Origin of the sequence: Thermocatellispora tengchongensis (genome assembly GCF_014202315.1) — a bacterium.
Taxonomy (GTDB): Bacteria; Actinomycetota; Actinomycetes; order Streptosporangiales; family Streptosporangiaceae; genus Thermocatellispora; species Thermocatellispora tengchongensis.
Map to the genome: position 1 here is coordinate 70,878 of NZ_JACHGN010000035.1, position 23,510 is coordinate 94,387.

Annotated in this window: 20 protein-coding genes; 8 read left to right on the forward strand and 12 right to left on the reverse strand. The window is 73.3% G+C overall.

All coding sequences use genetic code 11. The features are described from left to right. Positions 1-8 precede the first annotated feature (8 nt). The 9 genes from lipB to HNP84_RS48075 form a co-directional block, all read right to left on the reverse strand. Entirely contained in the window at positions 9-722 is a 714-nt protein-coding gene (lipB, locus tag HNP84_RS48035) for a lipoyl(octanoyl) transferase LipB (protein WP_185056862.1), read from the reverse strand. An 83-nt stretch (positions 723-805) separates the two neighbouring features. Beyond that, positions 806-1,543 (reverse strand): Type 1 glutamine amidotransferase-like domain-containing protein, encoded by a 738-nt coding sequence (locus HNP84_RS48040; protein ID WP_185056841.1) that lies wholly within the window; start codon positions 1,541-1,543, stop codon positions 806-808. A 37-nt stretch (positions 1,544-1,580) separates the two neighbouring features. Then, the gene (locus HNP84_RS48045; RefSeq protein WP_185056842.1) at positions 1,581-2,480 is read right to left on the reverse strand and encodes a TIGR01777 family oxidoreductase; all 900 of its coding nucleotides are present in this window, start codon (positions 2,478-2,480) and stop codon (positions 1,581-1,583) included. Between the two features lie 1,606 nt (positions 2,481-4,086). Then, the gene (locus HNP84_RS48050) at positions 4,087-5,604 is read right to left on the reverse strand and encodes a 2-oxo acid dehydrogenase subunit E2 (protein ID WP_185056843.1); all 1,518 of its coding nucleotides are present in this window, start codon (positions 5,602-5,604) and stop codon (positions 4,087-4,089) included. Positions 5,605-5,643: 39 nt separating this feature from the next. Beyond that, a complete protein-coding gene (gene lpdA / locus HNP84_RS48055) occupies positions 5,644-7,023 on the reverse strand; it encodes a dihydrolipoyl dehydrogenase (RefSeq protein WP_185056844.1) in 1,380 nt (459 codons plus the stop codon). 128 nt (positions 7,024-7,151) lie between these two features. After that, a complete protein-coding gene (locus HNP84_RS48060) occupies positions 7,152-8,636 on the reverse strand; it encodes a leucyl aminopeptidase (protein WP_185056845.1) in 1,485 nt (494 codons plus the stop codon). Positions 8,637-8,715: 79 nt separating this feature from the next. Continuing rightward, positions 8,716-9,699, reverse strand: a complete 984-nt coding sequence (locus tag HNP84_RS48065; RefSeq protein ID WP_185056846.1) for an adenosylcobinamide-GDP ribazoletransferase — start codon at positions 9,697-9,699, stop codon at positions 8,716-8,718. Positions 9,700-9,726: 27 nt separating this feature from the next. Next, positions 9,727-10,866 (reverse strand): bifunctional adenosylcobinamide kinase/adenosylcobinamide-phosphate guanylyltransferase, encoded by a 1,140-nt coding sequence (locus tag HNP84_RS48070; RefSeq protein ID WP_185056847.1) that lies wholly within the window; start codon positions 10,864-10,866, stop codon positions 9,727-9,729. A 42-nt stretch (positions 10,867-10,908) separates the two neighbouring features. Beyond that, complete coding sequence (locus HNP84_RS48075; protein ID WP_185056848.1) at positions 10,909-11,637, reverse strand: SCO2322 family protein; 729 nt, start codon at positions 11,635-11,637, stop codon at positions 10,909-10,911. 149 nt (positions 11,638-11,786) lie between these two features. Here HNP84_RS48075 and HNP84_RS48080 point away from each other — a divergent pair, with 149 nt between their 5' ends. Continuing rightward, entirely contained in the window at positions 11,787-11,951 is a 165-nt protein-coding gene (locus HNP84_RS48080) for a hypothetical protein (RefSeq protein WP_376772043.1), read from the forward strand. Positions 11,952-12,024: 73 nt separating this feature from the next. On the opposite strand, the gene HNP84_RS48085 is transcribed toward HNP84_RS48080, so the two are convergent. Then, entirely contained in the window at positions 12,025-13,032 is a 1,008-nt protein-coding gene (locus tag HNP84_RS48085; protein WP_185056850.1) for an aldo/keto reductase family protein, read from the reverse strand. Positions 13,033-13,088: 56 nt separating this feature from the next. On the opposite strand from HNP84_RS48085, the gene HNP84_RS48090 reads away from it, so the two are divergent. Beyond that, positions 13,089-14,615 (forward strand): SMI1/KNR4 family protein, encoded by a 1,527-nt coding sequence (locus tag HNP84_RS48090; protein ID WP_185056851.1) that lies wholly within the window; start codon positions 13,089-13,091, stop codon positions 14,613-14,615. 3 nt (positions 14,616-14,618) lie between these two features. On the opposite strand, the gene HNP84_RS48095 is transcribed toward HNP84_RS48090, so the two are convergent. Then, complete coding sequence (locus HNP84_RS48095) at positions 14,619-15,230, reverse strand: DUF3043 domain-containing protein (protein WP_185056852.1); 612 nt, start codon at positions 15,228-15,230, stop codon at positions 14,619-14,621. A 138-nt stretch (positions 15,231-15,368) separates the two neighbouring features. Between HNP84_RS48095 and HNP84_RS48100 the strand changes: the two genes are divergently transcribed. The 6 genes from HNP84_RS48100 to HNP84_RS48125 all read left to right on the forward strand — a co-directional run bounded on the left by HNP84_RS48100 (position 15,369) and on the right by HNP84_RS48125 (position 21,411). Beyond that, the gene (locus HNP84_RS48100) at positions 15,369-16,208 is read left to right on the forward strand and encodes a PspA/IM30 family protein (protein WP_185056853.1); all 840 of its coding nucleotides are present in this window, start codon (positions 15,369-15,371) and stop codon (positions 16,206-16,208) included. Beyond that, on the forward strand, positions 16,205-16,483 hold the full coding sequence (gene pspAA, locus HNP84_RS48105; protein ID WP_185056854.1) for a PspA-associated protein PspAA: 279 nt from the start codon (positions 16,205-16,207) through the stop codon (positions 16,481-16,483). Before HNP84_RS48100 ends, pspAA begins: the two co-directional genes overlap by 4 nt. Before the next feature lie 36 nt (positions 16,484-16,519). Then, a complete protein-coding gene (gene htpX / locus HNP84_RS48110; RefSeq protein WP_185056855.1) occupies positions 16,520-17,422 on the forward strand; it encodes a zinc metalloprotease HtpX in 903 nt (300 codons plus the stop codon). A 2-nt stretch (positions 17,423-17,424) separates the two neighbouring features. Further along, the gene (pspAB, locus tag HNP84_RS48115) at positions 17,425-17,985 is read left to right on the forward strand and encodes a PspA-associated protein PspAB (RefSeq protein ID WP_185056856.1); all 561 of its coding nucleotides are present in this window, start codon (positions 17,425-17,427) and stop codon (positions 17,983-17,985) included. Between the two features lie 170 nt (positions 17,986-18,155). Further along, positions 18,156-20,516, forward strand: a complete 2,361-nt coding sequence (locus HNP84_RS48120) for a serine/threonine-protein kinase (protein WP_185056857.1) — start codon at positions 18,156-18,158, stop codon at positions 20,514-20,516. 142 nt (positions 20,517-20,658) lie between these two features. Beyond that, positions 20,659-21,411, forward strand: coding sequence for a maleylpyruvate isomerase family mycothiol-dependent enzyme (locus HNP84_RS48125; RefSeq protein WP_185056858.1), 753 nt, complete (start codon positions 20,659-20,661; stop codon positions 21,409-21,411). A 7-nt stretch (positions 21,412-21,418) separates the two neighbouring features. Here HNP84_RS48125 and nadA read toward each other — a convergent pair whose 3' ends face one another. Then, positions 21,419-22,573 (reverse strand): quinolinate synthase NadA, encoded by a 1,155-nt coding sequence (gene nadA, locus HNP84_RS48130; RefSeq protein WP_185056859.1) that lies wholly within the window; start codon positions 22,571-22,573, stop codon positions 21,419-21,421. Positions 22,574-23,510: the final 937 nt, after the last annotated feature.

Genomic DNA, 23,510 nt, shown 5'->3' on the forward strand with positions numbered 1-23,510 from the left:
GGCGGAGGTCAGGTGAGCGGGCGGATGCCCGGGATGCGGGGCGGCGGCGCGGGGGTGACGTTGCCGCGCAACAGGTCCTCCTCGTGCAGGTCGAACGCCTCCGCGCCCAGGGCCTCGGCCAGGCGCTTCTCGGCGTACGGCAGCACCTCGTCCACGACGACGCGGCGGCCGGTCTCCTGTGACAGCGACGAGACGCCGGCGTCGCGGATGCCGCACGGGATGATCCGGTCGTACCAGCTCGGGTCGTTGGCGCAGTTGAGCGAGAAGCCGTGCATGGTCACGCCGCGGGTGACGCGTACGCCGATCGCGCCCAGCTTGCGGTCGGGCCGCCCGCGCGCCGGGTCGCCCAGCGCCCACACGCCCCACCGGCCCGGCACCCGTCCCGCCGCGACGCCGAAGTCGGCGCAGATCGCGATCATCGCCGACTCCAGCAGCCGGACGTACGCGGCCACGTCGCGCGGCGGGACCAGCCTGACGATCGGATAGCCGACGAGCTGGCCGGGACCGTGCCAGGTCATCCGGCCGCCGCGATCGACGTCGACGACCGGGGTGCCGTCGGCGGGCCGCTCGTGCGGGGCGGTGCGCTTGCCGGCGGTGTAGACCGGCGCGTGCTCCAGCAGCAGGCAGACGTCGGGCGCCTTGCCGTCGGCGCGCATCTGGTGCACCCGGCGTTGCAGCGCCCACGCCTGCTCGTAGGGGACGTCCACACCGAGCCGCACCATGGCCAGCGGCACCGGCCGGGGATCGTCGTCACCGCTGGGGCCGCTGTGCCGATCGTGTCGCTCCCTCACGCGGTAAAGCGTACTCAGCTCGTCAGCAGCCGGGGCTCGATGCGCAGCTCCTTGACGCCGCCGTCGCCGTCATAGTCGATCTTGTACGCGTATCCGGCCGGATCGACGCTCACGGCCTGGATGAACTCGGTGCCCACGTAGTGCAGCGCGACCCCCTCGTCGGCGGCGTAGCCGCCGGGCAGCTCGCCGGAGGCGATCGAGGCGTGCAGCAGCGGCCGGCGCTGCGGGTCGGAGTTGTAGTGCACGCCGCAGGAGTAGGGCAGCAGTGCCAGCCCGTCGGCCCAGGGGCGCAGCTTGGGCCCGAAGGAGTCGGTGTTGCCGCCGACGTGCCAGCACAGCGCCCCGGCGCTCTGCCCGGACAGCACGACCCCGGCCCGCCACGCCTCCTCGAACGCCTCGTCCAGCCCGTGCAGCCGCCACAGGGCCGCCAGGTTGGCCACGCTGCCGCCGCTCACGTAGATCGCGTCCTGCTCCAGGATCCACTCGCGCGGGTCCTCGACGTTCGGCATCGGGAACACGGTGAGGTGGCTGAGCTCGACGTCGTACGCCCGGAACGCGCCGTACATCTTCAGCAGCCAGTCGGAGTCGTCGCCGGTGGCGGTGGCCAGCAGGCCGAGCCGGGGCCGGTCGGACCCGGTGAGATCCAGGATGTACCGCATCAACGCGCTCGGCTCGACGAACCCGTAGCGCTCCGAGGCGCGGAACGAGCCGCCGCCGATGGCCACGATATGGGACTGTCCGGTCCTGCTCATAACGGTCACTCCGTAATCAGAAATGGCGCTGGCCAACCTACAGTACGGCGGAAAGCGCCGCATCGAGCGCTTTATGGCGGAAGACGTACCCCGATTCCAGCAGCCGGCGCGGGACCGCGCGCGGGCCGCTCAGCACCCCCTCCTGCGCGAACCCGCCCAGCGTCGCACGCAGGCCGAACCCGGGCACCGGGACGGGCATGGTGGGCCGCCGCAGCGCCCGCCCGAGCGCCTTGGTGAATTCGGCGTTGGTGACCGGTTCGGGGGAGGTCAGATTAATCGGCCCCGAAATTTCCTCATTTTTCAGAATATGTCGGACTGCGCCCACCCAGTCGTCCAGCGAAATCCACGACCACCACTGCCGCCCCGACCCCAGCGGCGCGCCCAGCCCCACCCTGAAGATCGGCAGAAACCGCGGCAGCGACCCGCCCTCAAGCCCCAGCACCAGCGCCGTGCGCAGCAGCGCCACCCTGATCCCGGCCTCGGCCGCCCGCCGCGCCTCACCCTCCCACCGCTGCACCAGATCCGGCAGGAACCCCTCGCCCTTCGGCCCGCTCTCGTCCACCACCCGATCCCCGGTGTCGCCGTAGTAGTGGATTCCGGACGCCGACAGCAACGCCTCCGGCCGCTGCGCCTCGTCCAGCCCGGCCAGCGTGGACGCCATCAGCCGCGTCCCCAGCACCCGGCTGCGCAGAATCTCCGCCTTGTACGCCGCCGTCCACCGCCGATCCCCGATCCCGGCCCCCGCGAGATGCACCACCGCCCGCACCCCGTCGAACACCAACGGGTTCAACACCCCGCCCGCCGGATCCCAGAACGCCTCGTCCTCCCCCTGAGGAGCCCGCCGCACCAGCACGACCACCCGCTCCCCATCAGCCCGCAGCGCCCGCACCAGCGCCGCCCCCAAGAACCCCGACCCCCCGCTCACCACAACGGTCATGCCCCCAAGCTACGCCACCTCCCCCCACACCCCTCGCACCCCCTTCCCATCGCGACAACGTGCCCCCACCCCCGCCCGCCCCCGGCCGCCGGGCACCACCGGCCGATGCTCGCCGCCCATGTCCGTTACAGGGTCCGTGCATCCGCCCGCAGCCCTCATGCGTTGGCCGGGGCTGTTTCGGGTGTAGGTGTGGGGTGGTGCTCGTGGGGCGCGTCGGTTCCGGGGTCTACATGCGCCTGGAGCCCTCATGCGTTGGCTGGGGCTGTTTCGGGCGCAGGCGTGGGGTTGCTGTCGGGTGGTCGTGGGCCGCGCCCGCTCCAAGTCCGGTCCATTCACCCGCGGCCCTCGTGGCCACAGTGCGCGCTCCGCGGGGTGCGCGCACCGTGGGCGGTGCTCGCGCGGGCCGTGGCCGGTGACCAGCGCCCGGCGACGCCTTGAGCCGGACCTTGCCTCCCCAGCCGCGGCCGGCGCCGGATTCACCCCGCCACACGCCGACGCCGCCCACCGGTCTGCGCCCGGGACGGGAACCTGTTGCCGCACCTCTACAGGGCGGCCAGGCAACACCACCTCCCGCCATCCAGCAGCCCTGCCGGGAGTGTCCCCGTTCGGGAGGCGGCGGCGAGAGGGCGTCGCGTCGCGTAGGTTCCGGCATCCACCCCCATCCCGCCTTGCGGAAGATCCGTGTTGCGCGGACACTCCCCTGCTTGACCGCGGGGGTGCTCGTGTCCCCCTGCCTATGGAAGCGCGGCAACAGCATCCCCCCGGGTGGAGGCGCCCCGTTTCTTGGTGCAGGAGCGGGGGAGGCCCGCGAGGGCCCAAGGCGGCCGGGAGGAGAGACGGCGGGAAGCCGGTCACAGGGGCGGGCGGCGAACCAGGCTAGGTGGGGGAGTGCGGGCGGCGTGAGGCGCGCGGGGAGTGTGTGCCAGGGGGCGGAGGTGCGGGCCACCGGAGCGCGTTCCGCGGGGTGCGGGCACCGTGGGCGATGCTCGCGCGGGCCGTTACCGGTGACCAGCGCCCGGCGACGCCTTGAACCGGACCTTGCCTCCCCAGCCGCGGCCCGGCGCCGGATTCACCCCGCCACACGCCAACGCCGCCCACCGGTCTGCGCCCGGGACGGGAACCTGTTGCCGCACCTCTACAGGGCGGCCAGGCAACACCACCTCCCGCCATCCAGCAGCCCTGCCGGGAGTGTCCCCGTTCGGGAGGAGGCGGTGGGAGGGCGTCGGCGTCGCATAGGTTTCGGCATCCGCCCCATGCCGCCTTGCGGTGGAAGATCCACCATCGCGCTGAGGGAAGGAGGCGTCGGGGCCGGTCGTGATGCGCGCGTCGGGCTTGTGGCGTGGGGCGGTGCCGGCAGGGGAACCGGGGGGCGGCCTGGGCTGGCCGGTGGAAAGGCCGGGCCTCGGCTGGGGCGTTGGTGGGGAGGTTGGGCCTTGGCTAGGGCCGTTGGCCGGGGGCGCTGGCGGGCGCGGGCACCGGGCATGCCGGGGGGCGGGTGGGCCTGGGGTGGAGGGTGCGCGGGGCGGTGGGGGAGGGGGAGGTATGTGGGCAAAAGGGACCGGCCCGGCCTCCAGGGAGGGGGCCGGGCCGGGTGTGAGGGCCTGGGTTACTGGAGGCCGAGGTGGTGCTCGAAGCGGCCTTCCTCCAGGCGGCGCTTGATGGTGGTGAGGAAGCGGGCCGCGTCGGCGCCGTCGATCAGGCGGTGGTCGTAGGTCAGGGCCAGGTAGACCATGGACCGGACCGCGATCACCTCGCCGAGGTCGGGGTCCTCGACGACGACCGGGCGCTTGACGACCGCGCCGGTGCCGAGGATGCCCACCTGCGGCTGGAACAGGATCGGCGTGTCGAACAGGGCGCCGCGGCTGCCGGTGTTGGTGAGCGTGAAGGTGGCGCCGGCGAGGTCGTCGGGGCTGACCTTGTTGTTGCGGAAGCGGTCGGCCAGGTCGGCGATCTTGCGGGCCAGGCCGGCGATGTTGAGGTCGCCCGCGTCGCGCACCGTGACGGCCGCCAGGCCCTTCTCGGCGTCGACGGCGATGCCGAGGTGCTCGGCGTCGTGGTAGGTGACCTCGTTGGTCTCGCTGTTGATCACGGCGTTCAGCTTCGGGTGCTGCTTGAGCGCCTCGACCGTGGCCAGCGCGAAGAACGGCAGGAACGACAGCTTGACGCCCTCGCGGCGGAAGAAGTCGTCCTTGGCGCGGTCGCGCAGCCGGGCGATCTTGGTGACGTCCACCTCGACGACCGTGGTGAGCTGGGCGGTGGTCTGCAGCGACTCCACCGTGCGCTTGGCGATCGTCTGACGCAGGCGCGACATCTTCTCGGTGCGCCCGCGCAGCGTGGTGTCGACCTTGACCGGCTCGGGGGCCGGGGCGGGAGCGGCCGGGGCGGCCTGCGGGGCCGGGGCCTGCGCCGGGGCGGCCGGAGCCGCGGGCGCCGGGGCGGCGGCCTGGGCCTGCTGCGCGGCGGCGGCCGCGGCCTCGCGCTGGGCGCGGGCGGCCTCCAGGACGTCCTGCTTGCGGATGCGGCCGCCCACGCCGGTGCCGGCCAGCGAGTCGAGATCGACGCCGTGCTCGGCGGCGAGCTTGCGCACCAGCGGCGTGACGTACGGGCTCTCGCCGCTGGACGGCAGCGGGGTCGGGGCCGGGGCCGCGGGCTGCGGCGCGGGGGCCGGAGCCGCGGGCTGGGGCGCCGGAGCAGGGGCCGGAGCGGCCTGCGGGGCCGGCGCGGGAGCCGGGGCCGGAGGCGGCGGCGGAGTGTACGACGGCGCCGGGGCCGGGGCGGGCTGCGGGATCGAGGAGACCGGCGCGGCCGGAGCGGGCGCCGGGGCGGGCTCGGGCGCGGCCTGCGGCTCGGGGGCGGCGGTCTCGGTGACGGCGCCGCCCGCCGTGCCGTTCTGGTCGATGATGGCAAGCTCGGCGCCGACCTCGACCGTCTCGTCCTCGGCGACGACGATCTTGGTGATGACCCCGGCCGTGGGCGACGGGATCTCGGTGTCGACCTTGTCGGTGGAGACCTCAAGGAGCGGCTCGTCGGCCTCGACGCGCTCGCCTTCCTTCTTCAGCCATCGGGTGACCGTGCCCTCGGTTACGCTCTCGCCGAGCTGGGGCATCGTTACGGAGACCGGCATTGTGACTTCTCTCGCGTTTCCTGGTTTCGAGGGCTTCGACTAGTTGTGCACGTGCAGCGGCTTGCCGGCCAGGGCGAGCATCGCCTCGCCGACGGCCTCGGACTGCGTGGGGTGGGCGTGGATGAGCTGCGCCACCTCGGACGGCAGGGCCTCCCAGTTGTAGATCAACTGGCCTTCGGTCACCAGCTCGCCGATGCGGCGCCCGACCATGTGCACCCCGACGACGGGACCGTCCTTCTGGGCGATGACCTTGACCGCGCCCTGCGTCTGCAGGATCTGGCTCTTGGGGTTGCCCGCCAGGTCGTACGTCATCTCCACGACCTCGATCCCGCGCTCGCGGGCGGTCGCGGAGGTGATGCCGACCGAGGCCACCTCGGGGTCGGAGTACGTGATGCGCGGCACGCCGTCGTAGTCGATCGGCGCCGGGTTCAGCCCCGCGATGTGCTCGGCGACCAGGATGCCCTCGGCGAAGCCCGCGTGCGCGAGCTGCAGGGTGGGGATGAGGTCGCCCACCGCGTAGATCCCCGGCACGCTGGTGCGGCAGTACTCGTCCACCTTGACGGTGCCGCGCTCGATCACGACGCCCGCCTCCTCGTAGCCGAGCCCGGACGAGACCGCGCCGCGCCCGACCGCGACGAGCAGCAGCTCGGCGTCGATGGTCTTGCCGCCCTCAAGGGTGACGACCACGCCGGTGTCGGTGGTCTTGACGCCCTCGAACCGCACGCCCAGCTCGTAGCGGATGCCGCGGCGGCGGAACGCGCGCTCCAGCATCTTGGAGCTGGACTCCTCCTCCAGCGGCAGCAGGTGGGGCAGCGCCTCCACGATGGTGACCTCGGCGCCGAAGGAGCGCCACACGCTGGCGAACTCCACGCCGATCACGCCACCGCCGAGCACGACGACCGAGGACGGCACCCGGTCCAGCGTCAGCGCGTGGTCGCTGGTGATCACGCGCTCGCCGTCGATGTCCAGGCCGGGCAGCGACTTGGGCGCCGAGCCCGTGGCCAGGACGATATCGCGCCCTTCGTACACGTCGGAGCCGACGGCCACCCTGCCCGGACCGGCCAGGCGGCCCTCGCCCTCCACGATCGTGACCCCGCGGCTCTTCAGCAGGCCCTGCACGCCCTTCCACGCCCGGTTCACGATCTTGTCGCGGAAGGCGTGGACGCCGGCGATGTCGACGCCCTCGAAGCGCGCCTTGACGCCGAACGACTCCGCCTCGCGGGTCTCGTCGGCGACCTCGGCCGCGTGCAGGAACGTCTTGGTGGGGATGCACCCACGGTGCAGGCAGGTGCCGCCGATCTTGTCCTTCTCGATCAGCGCGACCGTCTTGCCGAGCTCGGCCGCCCGCAGAGCGCAGGCGTAGCCGCCACTACCGCCCCCCAGGACGACTATGTCGTAGGGGCCGCTGCCTTCAGCCACAGGAAAGCTCCTTGTCGGATCGGGATGCAACCGAGGCGCAGCTCATGGCGTGGCCTCGACAATCGCATCTTTTCACTTGTCCACGCCGTTCGTGGCCCGCTTGCGCGCTACGCGGAACGGGCATCGGGTCAGCCCGCGTAGCTCTCGGCGATGCCGACGAGGGTCCGGGTGATCGCCCCGGTGCCCCCCTTCGGCGTGTAGCCGTAGGGCTGTGCCTTGTTGAAGGCCGGCCCCGCCATGTCGATGTGCGCCCACTTCACCCCGTCGGGGACGAACTCGCGCAGGAAGATGCCCGCCGTCAGCATGCTGCCCCACCGCTCGGGCTGCAGGTTGGCGATGTCGGCCACCTGGGAGTCCAGGCCCTTGCGCAGCTCCTCGGGCAGCGGCATGCCCCACGCGCCCTCGCCCTGCTCGGCGGCGATCTCGACGATCCGCTCGCGCAGCTCGTCGTCGTTCGCCATCACGCCGGCGGTGCGCCAGCCGAGCGCGACGATCTGCGCGCCGGTGAGCGTGGCGACGTCCACGATGAGATCCGGGTTGTCCTGCGCGGCCCGCGCGATGCCGTCGATGAGCACCAGACGGCCCTCGGCGTCGGTGTCGAGCACCTCGACGGTCTTGCCGCTGAAGCTGGTGAACACGTCGGAGGGCCGCTGCGCGGTGCCGCTCGGCATGTTCTCGGCCAGGCACATGTAGCCCACGACGTTGACCTTCAGGCCGAGCCTGGCCACGCCCAGCATCGCGCCGAGCACCGCGCCCGCGCCGCCCATGTCGGACTTCATCCAGTCCATGGACGCCGACGGCTTCAGCGAGAGCCCGCCGGAGTCGAAGGTGATCCCCTTGCCCACGAACGCCAGGGTCTTGGCCGCCTCGGGGTGGGTGTAGGACAGCCGCACCAGCCGCGGCGGGTTGGCCGAGCCCTGGCCCACCGCCACAATGCCGCCGTAGCCGCCCTCGCGCAGCGCCTTCTCGTCCAGGACCTCCACCGCCAGTCCGGCCTCGCCCCCGGCCTGCTCGGCGATCTCGGCCAGCCGCGCCGGCCACAGGTCGGAGGGCGGCATGTTGACCAGGTCCCGTACGAGCGTGACCGACTCGGCGAGCACGCTCGCTCGGGCGACGGCCTGCTCGGCGCCCTCGGCGCCGCTCAGCAGGGTCAGCTCGCCGACCGGCTCCTGCTGCTCGCCCGTGGTGCGGTACTTGGTGAACGCGTACGCCCCGAGCAGCGCGCCCAGCGCCACCGCCCCGGCTTCCTCGGCGGTGCCCGCCGGCAGCGCGAGAGCGGCGGAGGCGGTGCCGGCCAGCGACCGTACGGCCTCGCCCGCCGCGCGGCGCAGCGTCTCCAGGTCATAGGCGCCCTCGGGCTCGTCGCCCAGGCCCACGGCGACGACCAGCGGCGCGGGCAGCGCGCCGAAGGTCGGGAACTTCGCGATCTCGCCCGCCTTGCCCTTGACGCCCATCGCGGTCAGCGTCACGGCGAGCTTGCCGCCGAGCGCCTCGTCGATCCCGCCGGCCCCCGGTGCGGGTCGCGGACCATCGGGGCCTGAGTGGATGCCGACGATCACGGCGCCGGTGTCGAGTGAGGCAGAGTCAGTGGTGTTGAGCCGCACAGTGGTCACGTGAGCCGACTCTATCCGTGCTCACCGTGATGTCATAAACGAGGGTTCGTCCTACGTTTACGGCGTCCGCGGGCCGCGGTCACAACAGGATCGCGCACACCACCAGAACCGTCGCGGCGGCGGTCTCGACGAGCGCGCCGAGCACGTCGCCGGTGATGCCGCCAAGGCGGCGCACGGCGCGCCGCCGCAGGAGCCACGCCGCGACGAGCCCGGCCAGCGCGGCGGCGGGGAGAGCCGCCCAGACCGGCACCAATCCGGCGATCCCGATGGTGTCGGCGGTCTCCGCGGAGTCCGTCTTCATGGAGTCCGTCTTCATGGGGTCCACGGGCTCGACCGTGACCACGGCCTGGACGCCGAGGCCGGAGCGGGCGGCCTCGGTGGCGCGGGCCGAGGCGGGCGCGTCCGCCGCGCCGTAGTAGGCGATCTCCGCCGGGGCGCAGTACGGGTAGCCGCCGACGAGGGCGCCCGCCTGGCAGGTCAGGCCGCCCAGGGCGGCGCCGCCCAGGACCAGCGCGGTGGCCGTGAGCGCGGCGCCGCGGCCTACGGTGCCGGCCACCATCGCGCCCAGCCCTTCGGGACGCGCGGCCGGCACCCCCTCGCGGCAGGCCCAGGTCAGCGTGAGCCGCCCGGTCACGCAGGCCGTGATCAGTGCGAGCGGCGCGGCCGGGCCGCTCTCGGCGAGGGCGGCGGCCTGCGCCAGCAGGGTGAAGGCGAGCGCCATGACGCCGAAGGGCCCGATGTCGGAGCGGCGCATGACCTCCAGGGCCTCGCGGGGGGCCTTGCCGCTGCCCAGGCCGTCGGCGAGGTCGGCCAGGCCGTCCAGGTGCAGGCCCCGGGTGAGCACCGCCAGCGAGCCGAGGGCGAGCACCGTGGCCAGCAGCGGCTCCGTGCCCAGGAACACGGCCGCCGTGAACACGGCCGCGGAGATCAGCCCGAGCAGGAGCCCGACGAGCGGCGCGAGCGTCATGGCCGAGCCCGCGGTGCGGCGATCGACGTCCGCCACGTGCGCGGGCAGCACGGTCAGCGTGCCCAGCGCGAGCCCCAGGCCCCTGAATGCCGACATGTCCGGTGATCGTAGTGCCCGGTCCGGTCATACCGGCAGGGACAGCACCCTGCCCGCCACGACCAGCGCGACGTCTTCGGACTCGGCGGCGAGCCGCTGGTTGAGACGGCCCAGGGCGTCGCGGAACATCCGCCCGCTGCGGGTGGCGGGCACCACGCCGAGCCCGACCTCCTCCGACACCGCGACCACCCGGGCCCGCGTCGCCCGCCACGCCGCCACCAGCTCGTCGCACCGCGCGGCCACGCGCCCGGCGCCGTCGCCGTCGTCCGCCCAGGCGCCGCACGCGTCGAAGGCCGCCGCGAGCCAGGTGCCGATCCCGTCGATCAGCAGCGGCCCGGCGGCGGTGCGCAGCAGCCCGGCCAGGTCGGTGGTCTCCTCGGTGGTCCAGTGGGCGGGCCTGCGCTCGCGGTGCGCGCGCACGCGCGCCAGCCACTCGGCGTCGTCGCCGCCCGAGGGGCCGGTGGCGACGTACGTCACGTGCGGCTCGGCCGCCAGCCGCAGCTCGGCCTCCGCCGACTTGCCCGAGCGCGAGCCGCCGAGCAGCAGCGTACGGCGGGGCGGTGGCGGCAGGACCGGGACCGGCCGCACGGTGCCGAGCACGGCCGGGGCGTCGAGTACGGCCGCGGTGCCGGGCACGGCCGCGGTGCCGGGCACGGCCGCGGTGCCGGGCACGGCCGCGGTGCCGGGCACGGCCGCGGCGCCAGGCACGGTCGCGGTGTCGAGCACGGTCCCGTCGGGGACGGCCAGCGCGCCCCACAGGCCCAGCCGCCGCGCCAGCTCGCCCTCCGAGGGCATCCGGTGGTCGATCCCCACCGCGACCACCGCGGTCCGGGGGCCCACGGCGCCCGCGGCGCGCAGCGCCCCCAGCGTCTCCGCCCCGCCGCCCAGGTCGGCCAGCACCATCTCGTACGGCCGCGTCGGCGGCGCGTCCTCGGCGGGCCGTTCGCGCGCGAGCAGGAGCCGGTGCCCGTCGGCCCCCTCGACCTCCACCCCGTACGCGGTGGCGCGCACGCGCCCGCCCGCCGGCGCGGGCAGCCGCACCTGTCCGTCCACCAGCACCGACAGGGGCCGCCGGTGCCCCGCGGGCAGCCGCCCGCAGGAGGCGCACCCGCACCCCGGCTCCGGCCACCCGCCGGCCCCCGCCGTCCCCTCGAACACGACCCGCACCGCGCCAGCGTACGCAGGGGCGGTGCGGGCGGTGCGAGGTGGTCAGACGGACGACTTGCGGCGGGTCATCAGCCAGGCGGTGGCGCCGGCCGCGACGATCACGACGACCGCGCCGATGATCAGCAGCATCGGCAGGCCGCCGGAGCCCTCCTGGCCGTCCCCGGCCGTGGCGCCGCCGGGGGCGGGCTGACCGGCCGAGCCGGCCTTGGCGGGGTAGCCGTTCACGGTGAGCACCCGGCCGGTCTGGTCCACGCGGGCGGTGGCGACCGAGCCGAGGATCTGCAGGGCCGTGGCCGGCTCGTCGGCGACCACGCACTTCACCATGGGCGCGCTCGCGGGCGGGGTCTCGCCCGGGTACGCGTCGGCCTCGGCGTCGCCGAAGTCGACGGCCACCGCGACGCGCTTCTTGCCCGCCGCCGCCTGCTCCTTGCACACCTGCTCGAAGACCGGGATGTCGCCGCCCGGCGCCTCGGCCGGCACGCCGTCGGGGGTCGCGGCGAAGCGCCAGCCGATGGTGGCGCCGTCCTTCGGGGTGCTGTCGGCGCTCACCTCGCCGGCGGTGAGCCACGCCGTGCCGTCGCTCTGCCAGAAGCTCCACCCGCGCGGCGCGTCGGGGTCGGGGCCGCCGGGGACCGGCCCGGCCGCCGCGGCGGGGGAGGGGGCGGCCAGGAACACGGCGGCCAGGGCGAGCAGCAGGCCGGTGAGCGCGTGGCGGGCGATGCGGTGCGCCGGCCGCCGGGCAGGGAGTGGTATGTCGTTTCTGGGCAGCATGGCATGGCCTCCGGGCTCGGGACTTTCGGGCTCGCGGGGAACGATCGGGATAGGGTTCCCAGGCGTTGAGGGTGCGCCCGCGGAACCCGCGAAAAGGAGCGTATGGCATGACATGGCGCTGGCGTTATGAAAATGCAAATGGTGGTGAGGTGACCGATCGGCTATTGCCGCGGGAATTGTTCCAGAGCCAGGCCGACGCCGAGTCCTGGCTCGGCGAGAACTGGGCCGAGCTGCTGGAGGCCGGGGTGGAGCAGGTCGCTCTGCTTGAGGAGGACCGAGTGGAGTATTCCGGTATGTCGCTGCGTCCCCAGTGATTGAGAAAAGCCCCTCGGATTCCTGGGGTCACAGGAATTCGAGGGGCTTTTCGGGATTTGTGGTGCCTATGGTTCAGGGGCGCTTGGGCGGGCTCACCCGGGCGGTGTGGGCCGGGTCGCGCTCGACGACGCCGTCCAGGATCTCGTCGATCCTGCGCATCACGTCGTCGTCCAGGCGTACGCCGCTGGCCTTGACGTTGTCGCGCACCTGCTCCGGCCGGCTCGCGCCGACGATCGCCGAGGACACGTTCGGGTTCTGCAGCACCCACGCCACGGCGAGCTGGGCCATGGTCAGCCCCAGGTCGGCCGCCACCGGCTTGAGGTCCTGCACCTTGGCGAGCAGGTCTTCGCGGCTCAGGAACCGCTCGATGAACCCCGAGCCCGACGGGTCGGTGGCGCGCGAGGCGGCCGGCGGCGGCTGGCCGGGCAGGTACTTCCCGGTCAGGACGCCCTGCGCGATCGGCGACCAGACGATCTGGCCGACGCCGACCTTCTCGCACAGCGGCACGACCTCGGCCTCGATCACCCGCCACAACATCGAGTACTGCGGCTGGTTGGACACCAGCCGGTCGAAGCCCATCTCGTCGGCGATCTTGATCGCCTGCTCGATCTGGGCGGCGGTCCACTCGCTGACCCCGATGTAGAGCACCTTGCCCTGCCGGACGAGGTCGTCGAAGGTCTTGAGCGTCTCCTCCAGCGGCGTCTCGTGGTCGAACCGGTGCGCCTGGTAGAGGTCCACGTAGTCGGTCTGGAGCCGGCGCAGCGAGCCGTGGATCGACTCGGTGATGTGCTTGCGCGACAGCCCCCGGTTGTTCGGGCCGGGCCCCGTCGGCCAGTAGACCTTGGTGAAGATCTCCACCGAATCGCGCCGCACGCCCTTCAGCGCCCGGCCGAGCACCTCCTCGGCCTTGGTGCCGGCGTAGACGTCCGCGGTGTCGAAGGTGGTGATGCCTTCGTCGAGGGCCGCTTGGACGCACTCCCTGGCCGCGTCCTCCTCGACCTGGGAACCGTGCGTGATCCAGTTGCCGTAGCTGATCTCGCTGACCATGAGGCCGCTGCGGCCGAGATGACGGAATTCCATGTCTCGAACCCTAGTCCGCGCCAGGTCACGATCGGATTCGGGATAGTGTGCCCGGCGTGCGGCGGTTGATCTCTCATCATGATGGCCACGGCGACCCCGGCGACGGCGGGACGCGGGCGGCGCTCACCGGCCTGATGCTCCTGGGCGTGGCCCTGGTCGTGGTCGGCCTGCGCGCCCTGCCCCGCCGCCCCACCACCCCTCCCGCCGCCCACGCCGACCCCACCGCCCCCATCGGCACCGTCGCCCCCAGCGGCCCCGCCCGCGATCGGGCCATAGGCCGCGGTGGGGCGATGGGGGGCACTGGCCCCATCGCCCCCGCCGGCCCCACCCTCTCTGCGGCCGCATCCGCCCGCTCCGCGGACGACACGCGCCCCGGACCGGCCGCGCCCGCGCCGGGCACGCCGGTGGGGTCTGCCATGGCCGCGCCCACAGAGGCCGCCGTGCCCGGGGCTGCGGAGGCCGCCGTGCCCGGGTCCGCGGTGGCCGGGCCCGCCGCGCGGCGGTCTGCCACGGTCGGGGCGGGGGCGGCCGGGTCTGCCGCAGTCGGGACGGCCGAGGCCGGGGCGGGGGCCGGTGGGGTATCCGCGCCGGTCCCGTCTTCCGGCTCGGTCCCGTCTTCCGGCTCGGTCTCGTCTTCCGGCCCGGTCTCGTCCTCTGCGCGGGTCGCGCCTTCCCGGGCCGGTGTGGCCTCGTCGTCCCCCGCCTCCTCCCTGCCCGCCACGGCCGGGAGGCGGCCGGCGGGCCGGCGGCGCGGGGTCCGGCGGGCGGCGGTGGTCGTGGCCGTGGCGCTGTGCGCGCTGCTGGTGCCGGCGGCCGTCGTGGTACGGGCCGTGGGGAGCGGTGAGGACGCGCGCGTGGCCGTCGAGGCCGTCCCGCAGGACCGGACGCCGGGTGCCGAGACCTCCCTCCCCGAGACGCCGGTCCCCGAGACGCCGGGTGCGCCTACGCCGGTGCCGAACGTCGTGGCCGCGGCCGAGGAGTGCGCACCGACGGCGCCGGCGCCGGTCGTACGGCCGGTGCCTGCGCGGGTGACCAGGGCGGTGAACCGGCAGTGGCGCAGGATCGAGACGTGGCTGCGGGAGCAGGCGCCGCGTACGTACCGGAGCCTGCGGGAGCCGGGGCGGGCGCGGACGATCGCGGTCGCCGAGGCGCAGATGGGCGTGCACTTCCCGGACGACCTGCGCGCCTCGCTGCTGCGGCACGACGGGGCGGAGGCCGTCGGGGCGGCGTTCGGGTTCCCGGGCGGGCGGATCTACCGGGTGCGGGAGATCCGTGACGCCTGGCGCGCCCTGTGCGCCGGGAACGGTGGCGCGGGGTGGAACGCGCGGCTGGTGCCGTTCACCGCGGGAACGGCGGGGACGCCGGGGACGACAGGAAGGGCGGGGACGGCCGGGGACTCCGGGACCGGGGCGTCCGGGCTGGTGGCCGACTCCTCCGGCGGCGGGGTGAGCGGGCCGGTGACGGCGGGGTCGTACTACGCGCTGCTGAGGCGGGTCGCGGGCGCGCTGGAGACCGGCCGCGCCCTGGACGGGTACGTGCCGGAGGTCAGGAACGGGGCGCTGCGCTGGCGGGGCCCCGCGTGAGCGCTACTTCTTCGGGGGCACGGGGGCGCCGCCGGGGAGGACCAGCGGCGGGGGGAAGCGCAGGCGGCGGATCTGCAGCGCGCGCATCGCGGCGTAGAAGCCGACCCCGCGCACGTTCTCGTCGGGGTGCTTCTCCGCGGCGAGCTTCTTGACCCTCCAGCCCACATAGATCGAGGTGAGCAGGACGCCGGCCATCATCACCGGCCAGCCGATCAGGATCACCGCGCTGTAGACCAGGCCGCGCACGTCGGGCGGGAAGGGCACCCAGGTCACCAGCAGGATCACCAGCGAGAAGGGCAGGAAGTACTGGCTCGGCAGGCGCCGGGAGTCGACCCAGTCGCGGGCGAACCTGCGCACCGGGCCCTTGTCGCGGGGCGGGAGGTAGCGCTCCTCGCCGCGCATCATGCCCTCGCGGACGCGGGCGCGCTCGGCGGCCTGGCGCTCGCGCTGCTGGCGGTAGGCCTCCTTGCGGTTGGCCGGAGCCGTCACCGGCTGGCGCCGCCGGCCCTCGGCGTCACGGCGCTTGGGGGTCGGGCGTCCCTTGCCCTGGGGCTTAGGATCGTTGGTGGGGACGGGGGAGTCGTCCACTGCCTGCTGGGTGCGACGTCGGAACACGATGTTCAGCCTACCGGGAGTGCAACTTAATGACGCCCCCGCGCGTTATGCGTAGGGTAATCCCAAGGCGGCTCCTATGGGGGCGGTACGACCGGGGAGAACTCGAAGCACAACCTAAGAAGGGGACGGCCGACGCGCATGAGCGTGATGAAGAGACTTTCACTGATCTTCAGGTCCAAGGCCAACCGGGCCCTGGACAAGATGGAGGATCCGCGGGAGACGCTCGACTACTCCTACCAGCGGCAGCTTGAGCTGCTGCAGAAGGTGCGCAGGGGCGTTGCCGACGTGGCCACGTCGCGCAAGCGGGTCGAGCTGCAGATCAACCAGCTTGAGCAGCAGACCAGGCGTCTGGAGGACCAGGGGCGCAAGGCGCTGGCGGCCGGCCGTGAGGATCTCGCGCGCGAGGCGCTGACCCGCAGGGGCGCGCTGCAGTCGCAGATCGCCGACCTGCGCATCCAGCATGACAACCTCCAGGGCGAGGAGGAGAAGCTCACCACCGCCTCCCACCGTCTCCAGGCCAAGGTCGACGCCTTCCGTACCAAGAAGGAGACCATCAAGGCCACCTACACCGCGGCCGAGGCGCAGACCCGGATCAACGAGGCGTTCTCCGGCATCTCCGAGGAGATGGGCGACGTCGGCCTGGCCATCCAGCGCGCCGAGGACAAGACCGCGCAGATGCAGGCGCGCGCCGGGGCCATCGACGAGCTGCTGGCGAGCGGCGCGCTCGACGACTTCACCGGTCAGCGCGACGACATCCAGGCCGAGCTGGACCGCATGGGCGCGACCACCGACGTCGAGCTGGAACTGCAGCGGATGAAGGCCGAGCTGGGCCAGGGCCCCGCCCCGCGCGACGCGATCGAGGCCGGGCCGCAGCAGGCGCAGCAGGCGCCCCCGACCCAGCAGCACCAGGCCCAGCAGTACCCGCCGATGCAGCCCCAGCAGGCGCAGCCGTACCGGCAGCCGGGGGAGGGCGCATGATCGTCCGGATCATGGGCGAGGGCCAGGTCGAGGTGGCCCCCGACGACATCGGGGTGCTCAACTCGCTCGACAGCGAGCTGGAGGCCGCCATCGAGGCGGGGGACGAGGCGGTCTTCCGGGTCCGCCTGCACGCCCTGCTGGACAAGGTGCGTCAGGTCGGCAAGGAGCTGCCCGAGGACAGCCTGGAGCCGTCGGAGCTGATCCTGCCGCCGTCCGACGCCTCGATGGAGGAAGTGCGGGAGATGCTGGGCGATGAAGGTCTCATCCCCGGCTGAAGCGGCCGTTCTCGGTCCTTCGAATCGCGGGGCCGCATGACGTCGACCCGCTTCGCCGCGGACGGGGGCCTCACTCGCCGCATGGTCATAACGCTGTTCCTCCTCGGTCTGCTTTATGTGGCGTTCGTGGCCGTGCTGATCTACCTCGGGGTCCAGGCCGTGGTGGTGGCGGCGCTGGCGGTGGTCTTCCTGCTGGTGCAGTTCTTCCTGTCCGACAAGATCGCGCTGTTCGCGATGCACGGGCGCGAGGTCTCCGCGCAGGAGGCGCCGCAGCTTCACGGCGTCATCGACCGGCTGTGCGCGCTTGCCGACATGCCCAAGCCCCGGGTGGCGATCGCCGATACCGACGTCCCCAACGCGTTCGCCACCGGGCACAGCCGGAAGAAGTCGGTGGTCTGCGTGACCACGGGGCTGCTGCGCAGGCTGGAGCCCGAGGAGCTGGAGGGCGTGCTGGCGCACGAGATGTCGCACGTCGCCCACCGCGACGTGGTCGTCATGACGGTCGCGTCGTTCCTGGGCATCGTGGCGGGGCTGATGACCCGCTTCGCGCTGTACTCCGGCCTCGGCCGAGGCCGTGGCGACCGGGGCGGTCCGCCCATCGGGCTGATCATCCTGGCCGTGTCCGCGCTGGTGTACGCGGTGAGCTTCCTGCTCACCCGGGCGCTGTCGCGCTACCGCGAGCTCGCCGCCGACCGCGCCGCCGCGCTGCTCACCCAGCGGCCCTCGGCCCTGGCCAGCGCGCTGACCAAGGTGAGCGGCGAGATCGCCCGGATTCCGACGCGTGACCTGCGCGAGGCGCAGGCGTTCAACGCGTTCTTCTTCGCGCCCGCCATCTCCGGCGGCGTGAGCCTGGCCAACCTGCTGGCGACCCATCCTCCCCTGGAGCGCCGGCTGGAGGAGCTGAGCAAGATCTCGGCTCAACTCGGGAGGGGAGTGTAGCCATGGGCTGGCTCGACGCGCTGCTCGGCCGCTCGAAGGTCGCCAAGCCCGACCTCGACGCGCTGTTCGCGCTGCCGTCGGCCGCGGTGACGCTGGAGGCCGCGACCGGCTTCACGCCCACGGGCGTGGGGTCGGTGTGCTTCCGCGCCGCCGAGGGCGGCGCGTTCGCCGGCCTGGAGCGCGACGCCAAGGCGCTGCTCGGCCGGGACGCCGAGGAGTCCACGGACTCCTACGGCTACACCTGGATGGTGCTGCGCCGCTCTCCCGACGACCTCGGCGCGCTGGTCACCGAGTTGCACGCGGTCAACTCCACGCTGGAAGGCGCGGGGTTCGGGCCGTCGCTGCTGTGCTCGCTGGCCGGTTTCTCCCGGGCGGCCGATTCGCGCCGTCTCGCCGTGGTCTACCTGTACAAGCAGGGCACCTTTTACCCGTTCGCCCCTCTCGACGGCGAGCGCCGCGACAACCCGACCGAGCTTCAGGTACGCGGCGCGCTGGCCGGCGAGCTTCCGATCGAGCCCGATCTGAGCCGCTGGTTCCCCGTCTGGGGCGCACCGGGTCTGTAATCACCCGATCCCCGCGGAGGGGATTCCCGTTTTGGCACGGTCTGGTGACGGATGGTGCTTTGGGACGCCGTTTGTATCGGTGTGGGTCCAGAATGAGCGGAAATATCGCCATATGTGGGAGGGTGGCCATGGTGGACCACGCGTCCTTGCGGCCAGGGGATCCCGAGAGCGTGGGGGAGTACCGCCTGACCGCACGGCTGGGTGAGGGCGGTCAGGGGGTCGTCTACCTGGGGGTGGCGCCGAACGGCGCCAAGGTCGCGGTCAAGCTGCTGCGGCCGGAGATGGCGGGCGACGAGGAGGCGCTCGAACGGTTCGTCCGCGAGGTGGCGGTCGCGCAGCGGGTGGCCCCGTTCTGCACCGCCGCGGTGCTCGACACCGGCATCGCCGACCAGCGGCCGTACATCGTCAGCGAGTTCATCGAGGGCCCGACCCTCGACGCCGTCGTGCGCTCGGAGGGACCGCGAAGCGGGTCGAGCCTGCACCGCCTGGCGATCGGCACGGTGACCGCGCTCGTCGCGATCCACCAGGCCGGAATCGTCCACCGCGACTTCAAGCCGTCCAACGTGATCCTGGCCCCCGACGGGCCGCGGGTGATCGACTTCGGCATCGCCCGCGCGCTCGACCGAACCTCGACGCTGACCGCGATGGCCGTCGGCACCCCGTCCTACATGACGCCGGAGCAGATCGCCGGGCACGGCATCGTCCCGGCCACGGACATGTTCGCCTGGGGCTGTGTGATGGTGTTCGCCGCCAACGGCGCGCCGCCGTTCGGCACCGACACGCTGCCCGCGGTGTTCCACCGCATCCTGTCGCTGGAACCCGACCTGAGCATGATCACCGACCCGTCGCTGCGCGAGCTGGTCGGGGAGTGCCTGGCCAAGGAGGCCGCCGAGCGCCCGACGGCCGAGCAGGCGCTGCTGCGCCTGCTGGGCCAGAACACCGCGCCGCGCGGGGTGCCGCAGCAGGCCGCGCCGCTGTCCGGCCCCGGAGGACCGCTCGGGGCGCCGTCGGCGATCCTGGCGCAGGGCAGCGCGGTGGCCGCCGAACGTACCGGCGGCCCGTACGGCGAGCCGCCCGCGCCCGCGTACGGCGGTCCGCCGCCGGCGCACACCGCCCCCGGATACGGCCCGCCGTACGGCGGACCGGCGGCGCACACCGGGCCGACCGGGTTCGCCCCAGGGCACCCCGGCCAGACCGGGCACACGTTCCCCGGGCAGGGGCCGGTGCCGGTGCAGGCGTACGCGCCGCCAGCCGAGCACCACGGGTACGCGCCGCCGCAGGAGCACCAGCAGCAGTACGCGGGCCCGCCGCCCGACCGGCAGGCCTTCCACGAGCAGCCCACCTACGACGGCCGGCAGACGTACGCCGCGCGCACCGCGCCGCAGCCCCACCAGGGCCCGCCGCCCCAGCAACCGGGCTACGGACCCCCGCCGCAGGGCGGCGGCACGCCGGGCAAACGGCTGTGGCTCGTCGCCGGGGCGCTGTTCGGCGTGGCCCTGCTGGCCGGTGGCGGGATCGCGATCGTGGCGAACTCCGGCGACGAGACCAAGCCGGACGACAAGGTGACCACCGCGTCCCGGACCGACCCGCCGACCGCGCCGGTCAGCTCGCCGCCGCCCTCGGTGCCCCCGGTGGCCGAGGCGACGCGCCGGTTCAAGCTGCCCGGCACCAACAGCACGCTGCACGAGAGCGACGAGGACCCGATCCGGCTCACGTCCTACAGCCTGAAGTCCGGCGAGTCGCTCTACACCCGCAAGTACGGCTCCAACGGCTTCGACGTCAACAAGGTCTACTTCGACTACACGGTCAGCGACGACGGCACCAAGGCGCTGGGCACCGACCGCCAGTACACCACCGACAACTACTCCGTCGTCTCGCTCATCGACAGGACGACCGGCAAGAAGACGTCGCTGAAGCTGACCAAGGCGCCGATCTACCCGACCTTGCCGCAGTGGTCGCGCGACGGCGAACTCGGGCTGGTGACCCTGTACCGGGCGGTCGGCGACACCAGCAAGCCGTACGGCTACGCCGTCATCGACATCGACAAGCGCACGGCCAGGGTCGTACGGGTGAAGGAGACCGACGCCGGCACGTGGAGCTACTTCTGGCGCGGCGACGGCCGGGCGGTCGGCACCTGGGCGCTCAAGGGCGACACCAAGCGGATCAGGTTCTACGACCTGCACGGCACCGTCCTGGCGACGCTGCTCGACGTCGGTGAGCCGCTCACGGTCGAAAGCGACGACATCTCACCGTCGGGCAAGCTGTTCATGACCTACTGCCGCGGCACGACCGAGCAGATCTGCCTGTGGTCCACCGACGGCGACGCCGAGGCGGTGGCCCGCATCCCGTTCGCCACCGACCGCGTCGTCGGCTGGTGGGACGACCAGCACATCGCCGCCTGGCGCAAGACCGACCAGGGCGGTTACGAGGCCGTGGTGGTCGATTTCGAGGGGAACGTCGAGCGGGTGCTCGCGACGGCCACGGCGGCGGAGTACAAAAGCGCGTACTTCCGCTACACCCGCCAGAGCTGATAGTCGCTATAACGACAGAGTCGATCGGTCTCTTCAGGCGACGGGCTGATGACCGCCATACGCGGCAGGGCCGACAGTCGCCATAGAGCCGATAGTCGCCATAGAGCGGATGGTCGCGACGGAGCGCGCGGGAGGGCTTCGGATGAGGCAGTGGACGCATGCCGAGTACACGGATGCGGCGGGCCGGGAGATCGAGCGGATGGCCGACGTGGTGGCCAAGCAGGACATGTCGGTCCCCGTGCCGACATGTCCGGGCTGGGACGTGGGGGCACTGGTCGCGCACACCGGCGGCGTCCACCGCTGGGCCGCGGCGATGGTCCGTGACCTGGCCGAGCGCCGCTACGACCGCGAGGCCATGGACCTGGGCGTGCCCGAGGACCGGGCCGGGTACGCCGCGTGGCTGCGCGAGGGCGGCCCGATCCTCGTCGAGGCGCTGCGCGCGCAGGACCCGGCCGCGCCCGTGTGGGTGTGGGGCGGGGACCGGCACGTACGCTGGTGGTCGCGCCGCCAGCTCCACGAGACGGCCGTGCACCGCGTGGACGCCGAGATCGCGCTCGGCATGGCCCCCGAGATCGGCGAGCACGAGGGCGCCGACGGCGTGGAGGAGTTCCTGGACAACCTCCCGTACGCCCGCTGGCGCCCCCGCATCCGCGAGCTGACCGGCGAGGGCGAGACGATCTCGCTGCAGTCCGACTCCGGGGCCGGCTGGGTGATCACCCTCAACCCCGACGGGTTCTCCTACGAGCGGTCCCAGCAGCCCGGCACGGTCACCGTGCGCGCCGCGAGCTCCGGCGACCTGATGCTGCTCGCCTGGAACCGGCGGCGCTCCGGCGACTACTCGGTGGAGGGAGACGCGTCGCTGCTCACGTGGTGGCTGGAGCGTGCCTGCGTGTAGCGCCCGCCTACGGCAGCGCGAGCATCCGGTCCAGCGCGACCTTGGCCCAGTGCGTGGTGTCGGGATCGACGGTGATCTGGTTCACGACCCGGCCCGCGGCCAGCGACTCCAGCGACATGACCAGGTGCGGCAGGTCGATCCGGTTCATCGTGGAGCAGTAGCACACCGTACGGTCCAGGAAGGACACGTCCTTGTCCGGGAACCGCGCGGCCAGCCGCTTGACCAGGTTCAGCTCGGTGCCCACCGCCCAGGACGAGCCCGCGGGGGCCTGCTCCAGGGTCTTGATGATGTACTCGGTGGAGCCGATGTGGTCGGCCTTGAGCACCACCTCGTGCCGGCACTCGGGGTGCACCAGCACGTTGACGCCGGGGATGCGCGCGCGCACCTCGTCCACACAGGCGGCGGTGAAGCGTCCGTGCACCGAGCAGTGGCCGCGCCACAGGATCATCTTGGCGTCGCGGAGCTGCTGCTCGGTGAGCCCGCCGTTGGGCCGGTGCGGGTTGTAGACCACGCAGTCGTCCAGGCTCAGGCCCAGCTCCAGGACCGCGGTGTTGCGGCCGAGGTGCTGGTCGGGCAGGAACAGCACCTTCTCGCCCTGCTCGAAGGCCCACTCCAGGGCCCGGCGGGCGTTGGAGGAGGTGCAGACCGCGCCGCCGTGGCGGCCGCAGAACGCCTTGATGTCGGCGCTGGAGTTCATGTACGTGATCGGCACCACGGTGTCCGCGATGCCGGCGTCCTCCAGCGCCTCCCACGCCTCCTCCACCTGGTCGAAGGTGGCCATGTCGGCCATGGAGCAGCCGGCCGCGAGGTCGGGCAGCACGACCTTCTGCGTGTCGGAGGTGAGGATGTCGGCCGACTCGGCCATGAAGTGCACGCCGCAGAAGACGATGTACTCGGCCTCGGGACGCGCCGCGGCCTCCCTGGCCAGCTTGAAGGAGTCGCCGGTCACGTCGGCGAACTGGATGACCTCGTCGCGCTGGTAGTGATGCCCGAGGACGAACAGCCGGTCGCCGAGCGCGGCCTTGGCCCTGCGCGCCCGCTCCACGAGCGCCGGATCGGAAGCCGGCGGCAGCTCGCCGGGGCAGTCGACCCCACGCTCGCTGTGCGGGTCGGCCCCCTGGCCAAGGACGAAGAGCGGAAGCCCGGTCTGGGTGGTCGTCACGACCACACCCCCTTATCGTCGAACTGACGACTAATAGGTTACACACCCTTTGTCGCTATTCACCCGACCCCCCAGCCACCCCCATCCCATGCTCGGCACGGGCGTGAGCCGACCGGGACCGAAGCCGCCCCCGGTGCGCCCGAGCCCGGCACGGTGCAGGGGCACTGAGCGGGTGCAGGTGGGCGGGCCGCGCGGGAGGGGGCACGGGTGCGCCGCCCCTGGCTGCGGCAGGGGGTGAGCTGTGGGTGCCCTATGGGGTGGGCTCCCAGGGGGTGGGGCAAGGTCCCGAGCTTCAGCCGGTGGGTGGCGGATTTCGGTGTGGGGCGTGTCCGGACCGAGGAATGCAGGAGAGCGGGGCTGATCGGGGCCGATGTGGGCAGGCATGGCTCTCGGTGCGCACGCCCAGGCTCCGCAGAGTGCACGGGCGATAGGCAGGCGCGGAGGGCAGACCGCACGGGAGGCGGGGTGGCGGATGCGCCGCCCCTGGCCGCCGCAGGGCGCGGGCTGTGGGCGCCCCATCGGGGCGGCCGGCAGGACGACGGGCAAGGTTCCGAGGTTCTGCCAGGTGGATGGTGGTGGGCGTGGGCGCGGGGTCGTGCCTGGGCCGAGGAGCGCAGGGAGCGGAGCGGCCGGGGCCGATGTGGGCAGAGATGGCTCGGTGCGGGGGCACTGAGCGGGTGCGGGTGAGCGAGCCGTGCGGGAGGCGCGTTGCGGGTGCGCCGCCTCTGGTTCCGGCAGGGGGCGGGGCTGTGGGTGCGCCGCCCTTGGCCGCTGCGGGGTGCGGGCTGTGGGTGCCCTATCGGGTGGGCCGCCAGGGGAGTGGGGCAAGGTTCCGAGGTTCTGCCAGGTGGGTTGTGGTGGCTTGGGCGCGGGTCGTGTCTGGAGGAGGAGCGCAGGGAGCGAAGCGACCGGAGCGACGAGGGAAGACACGACCCTG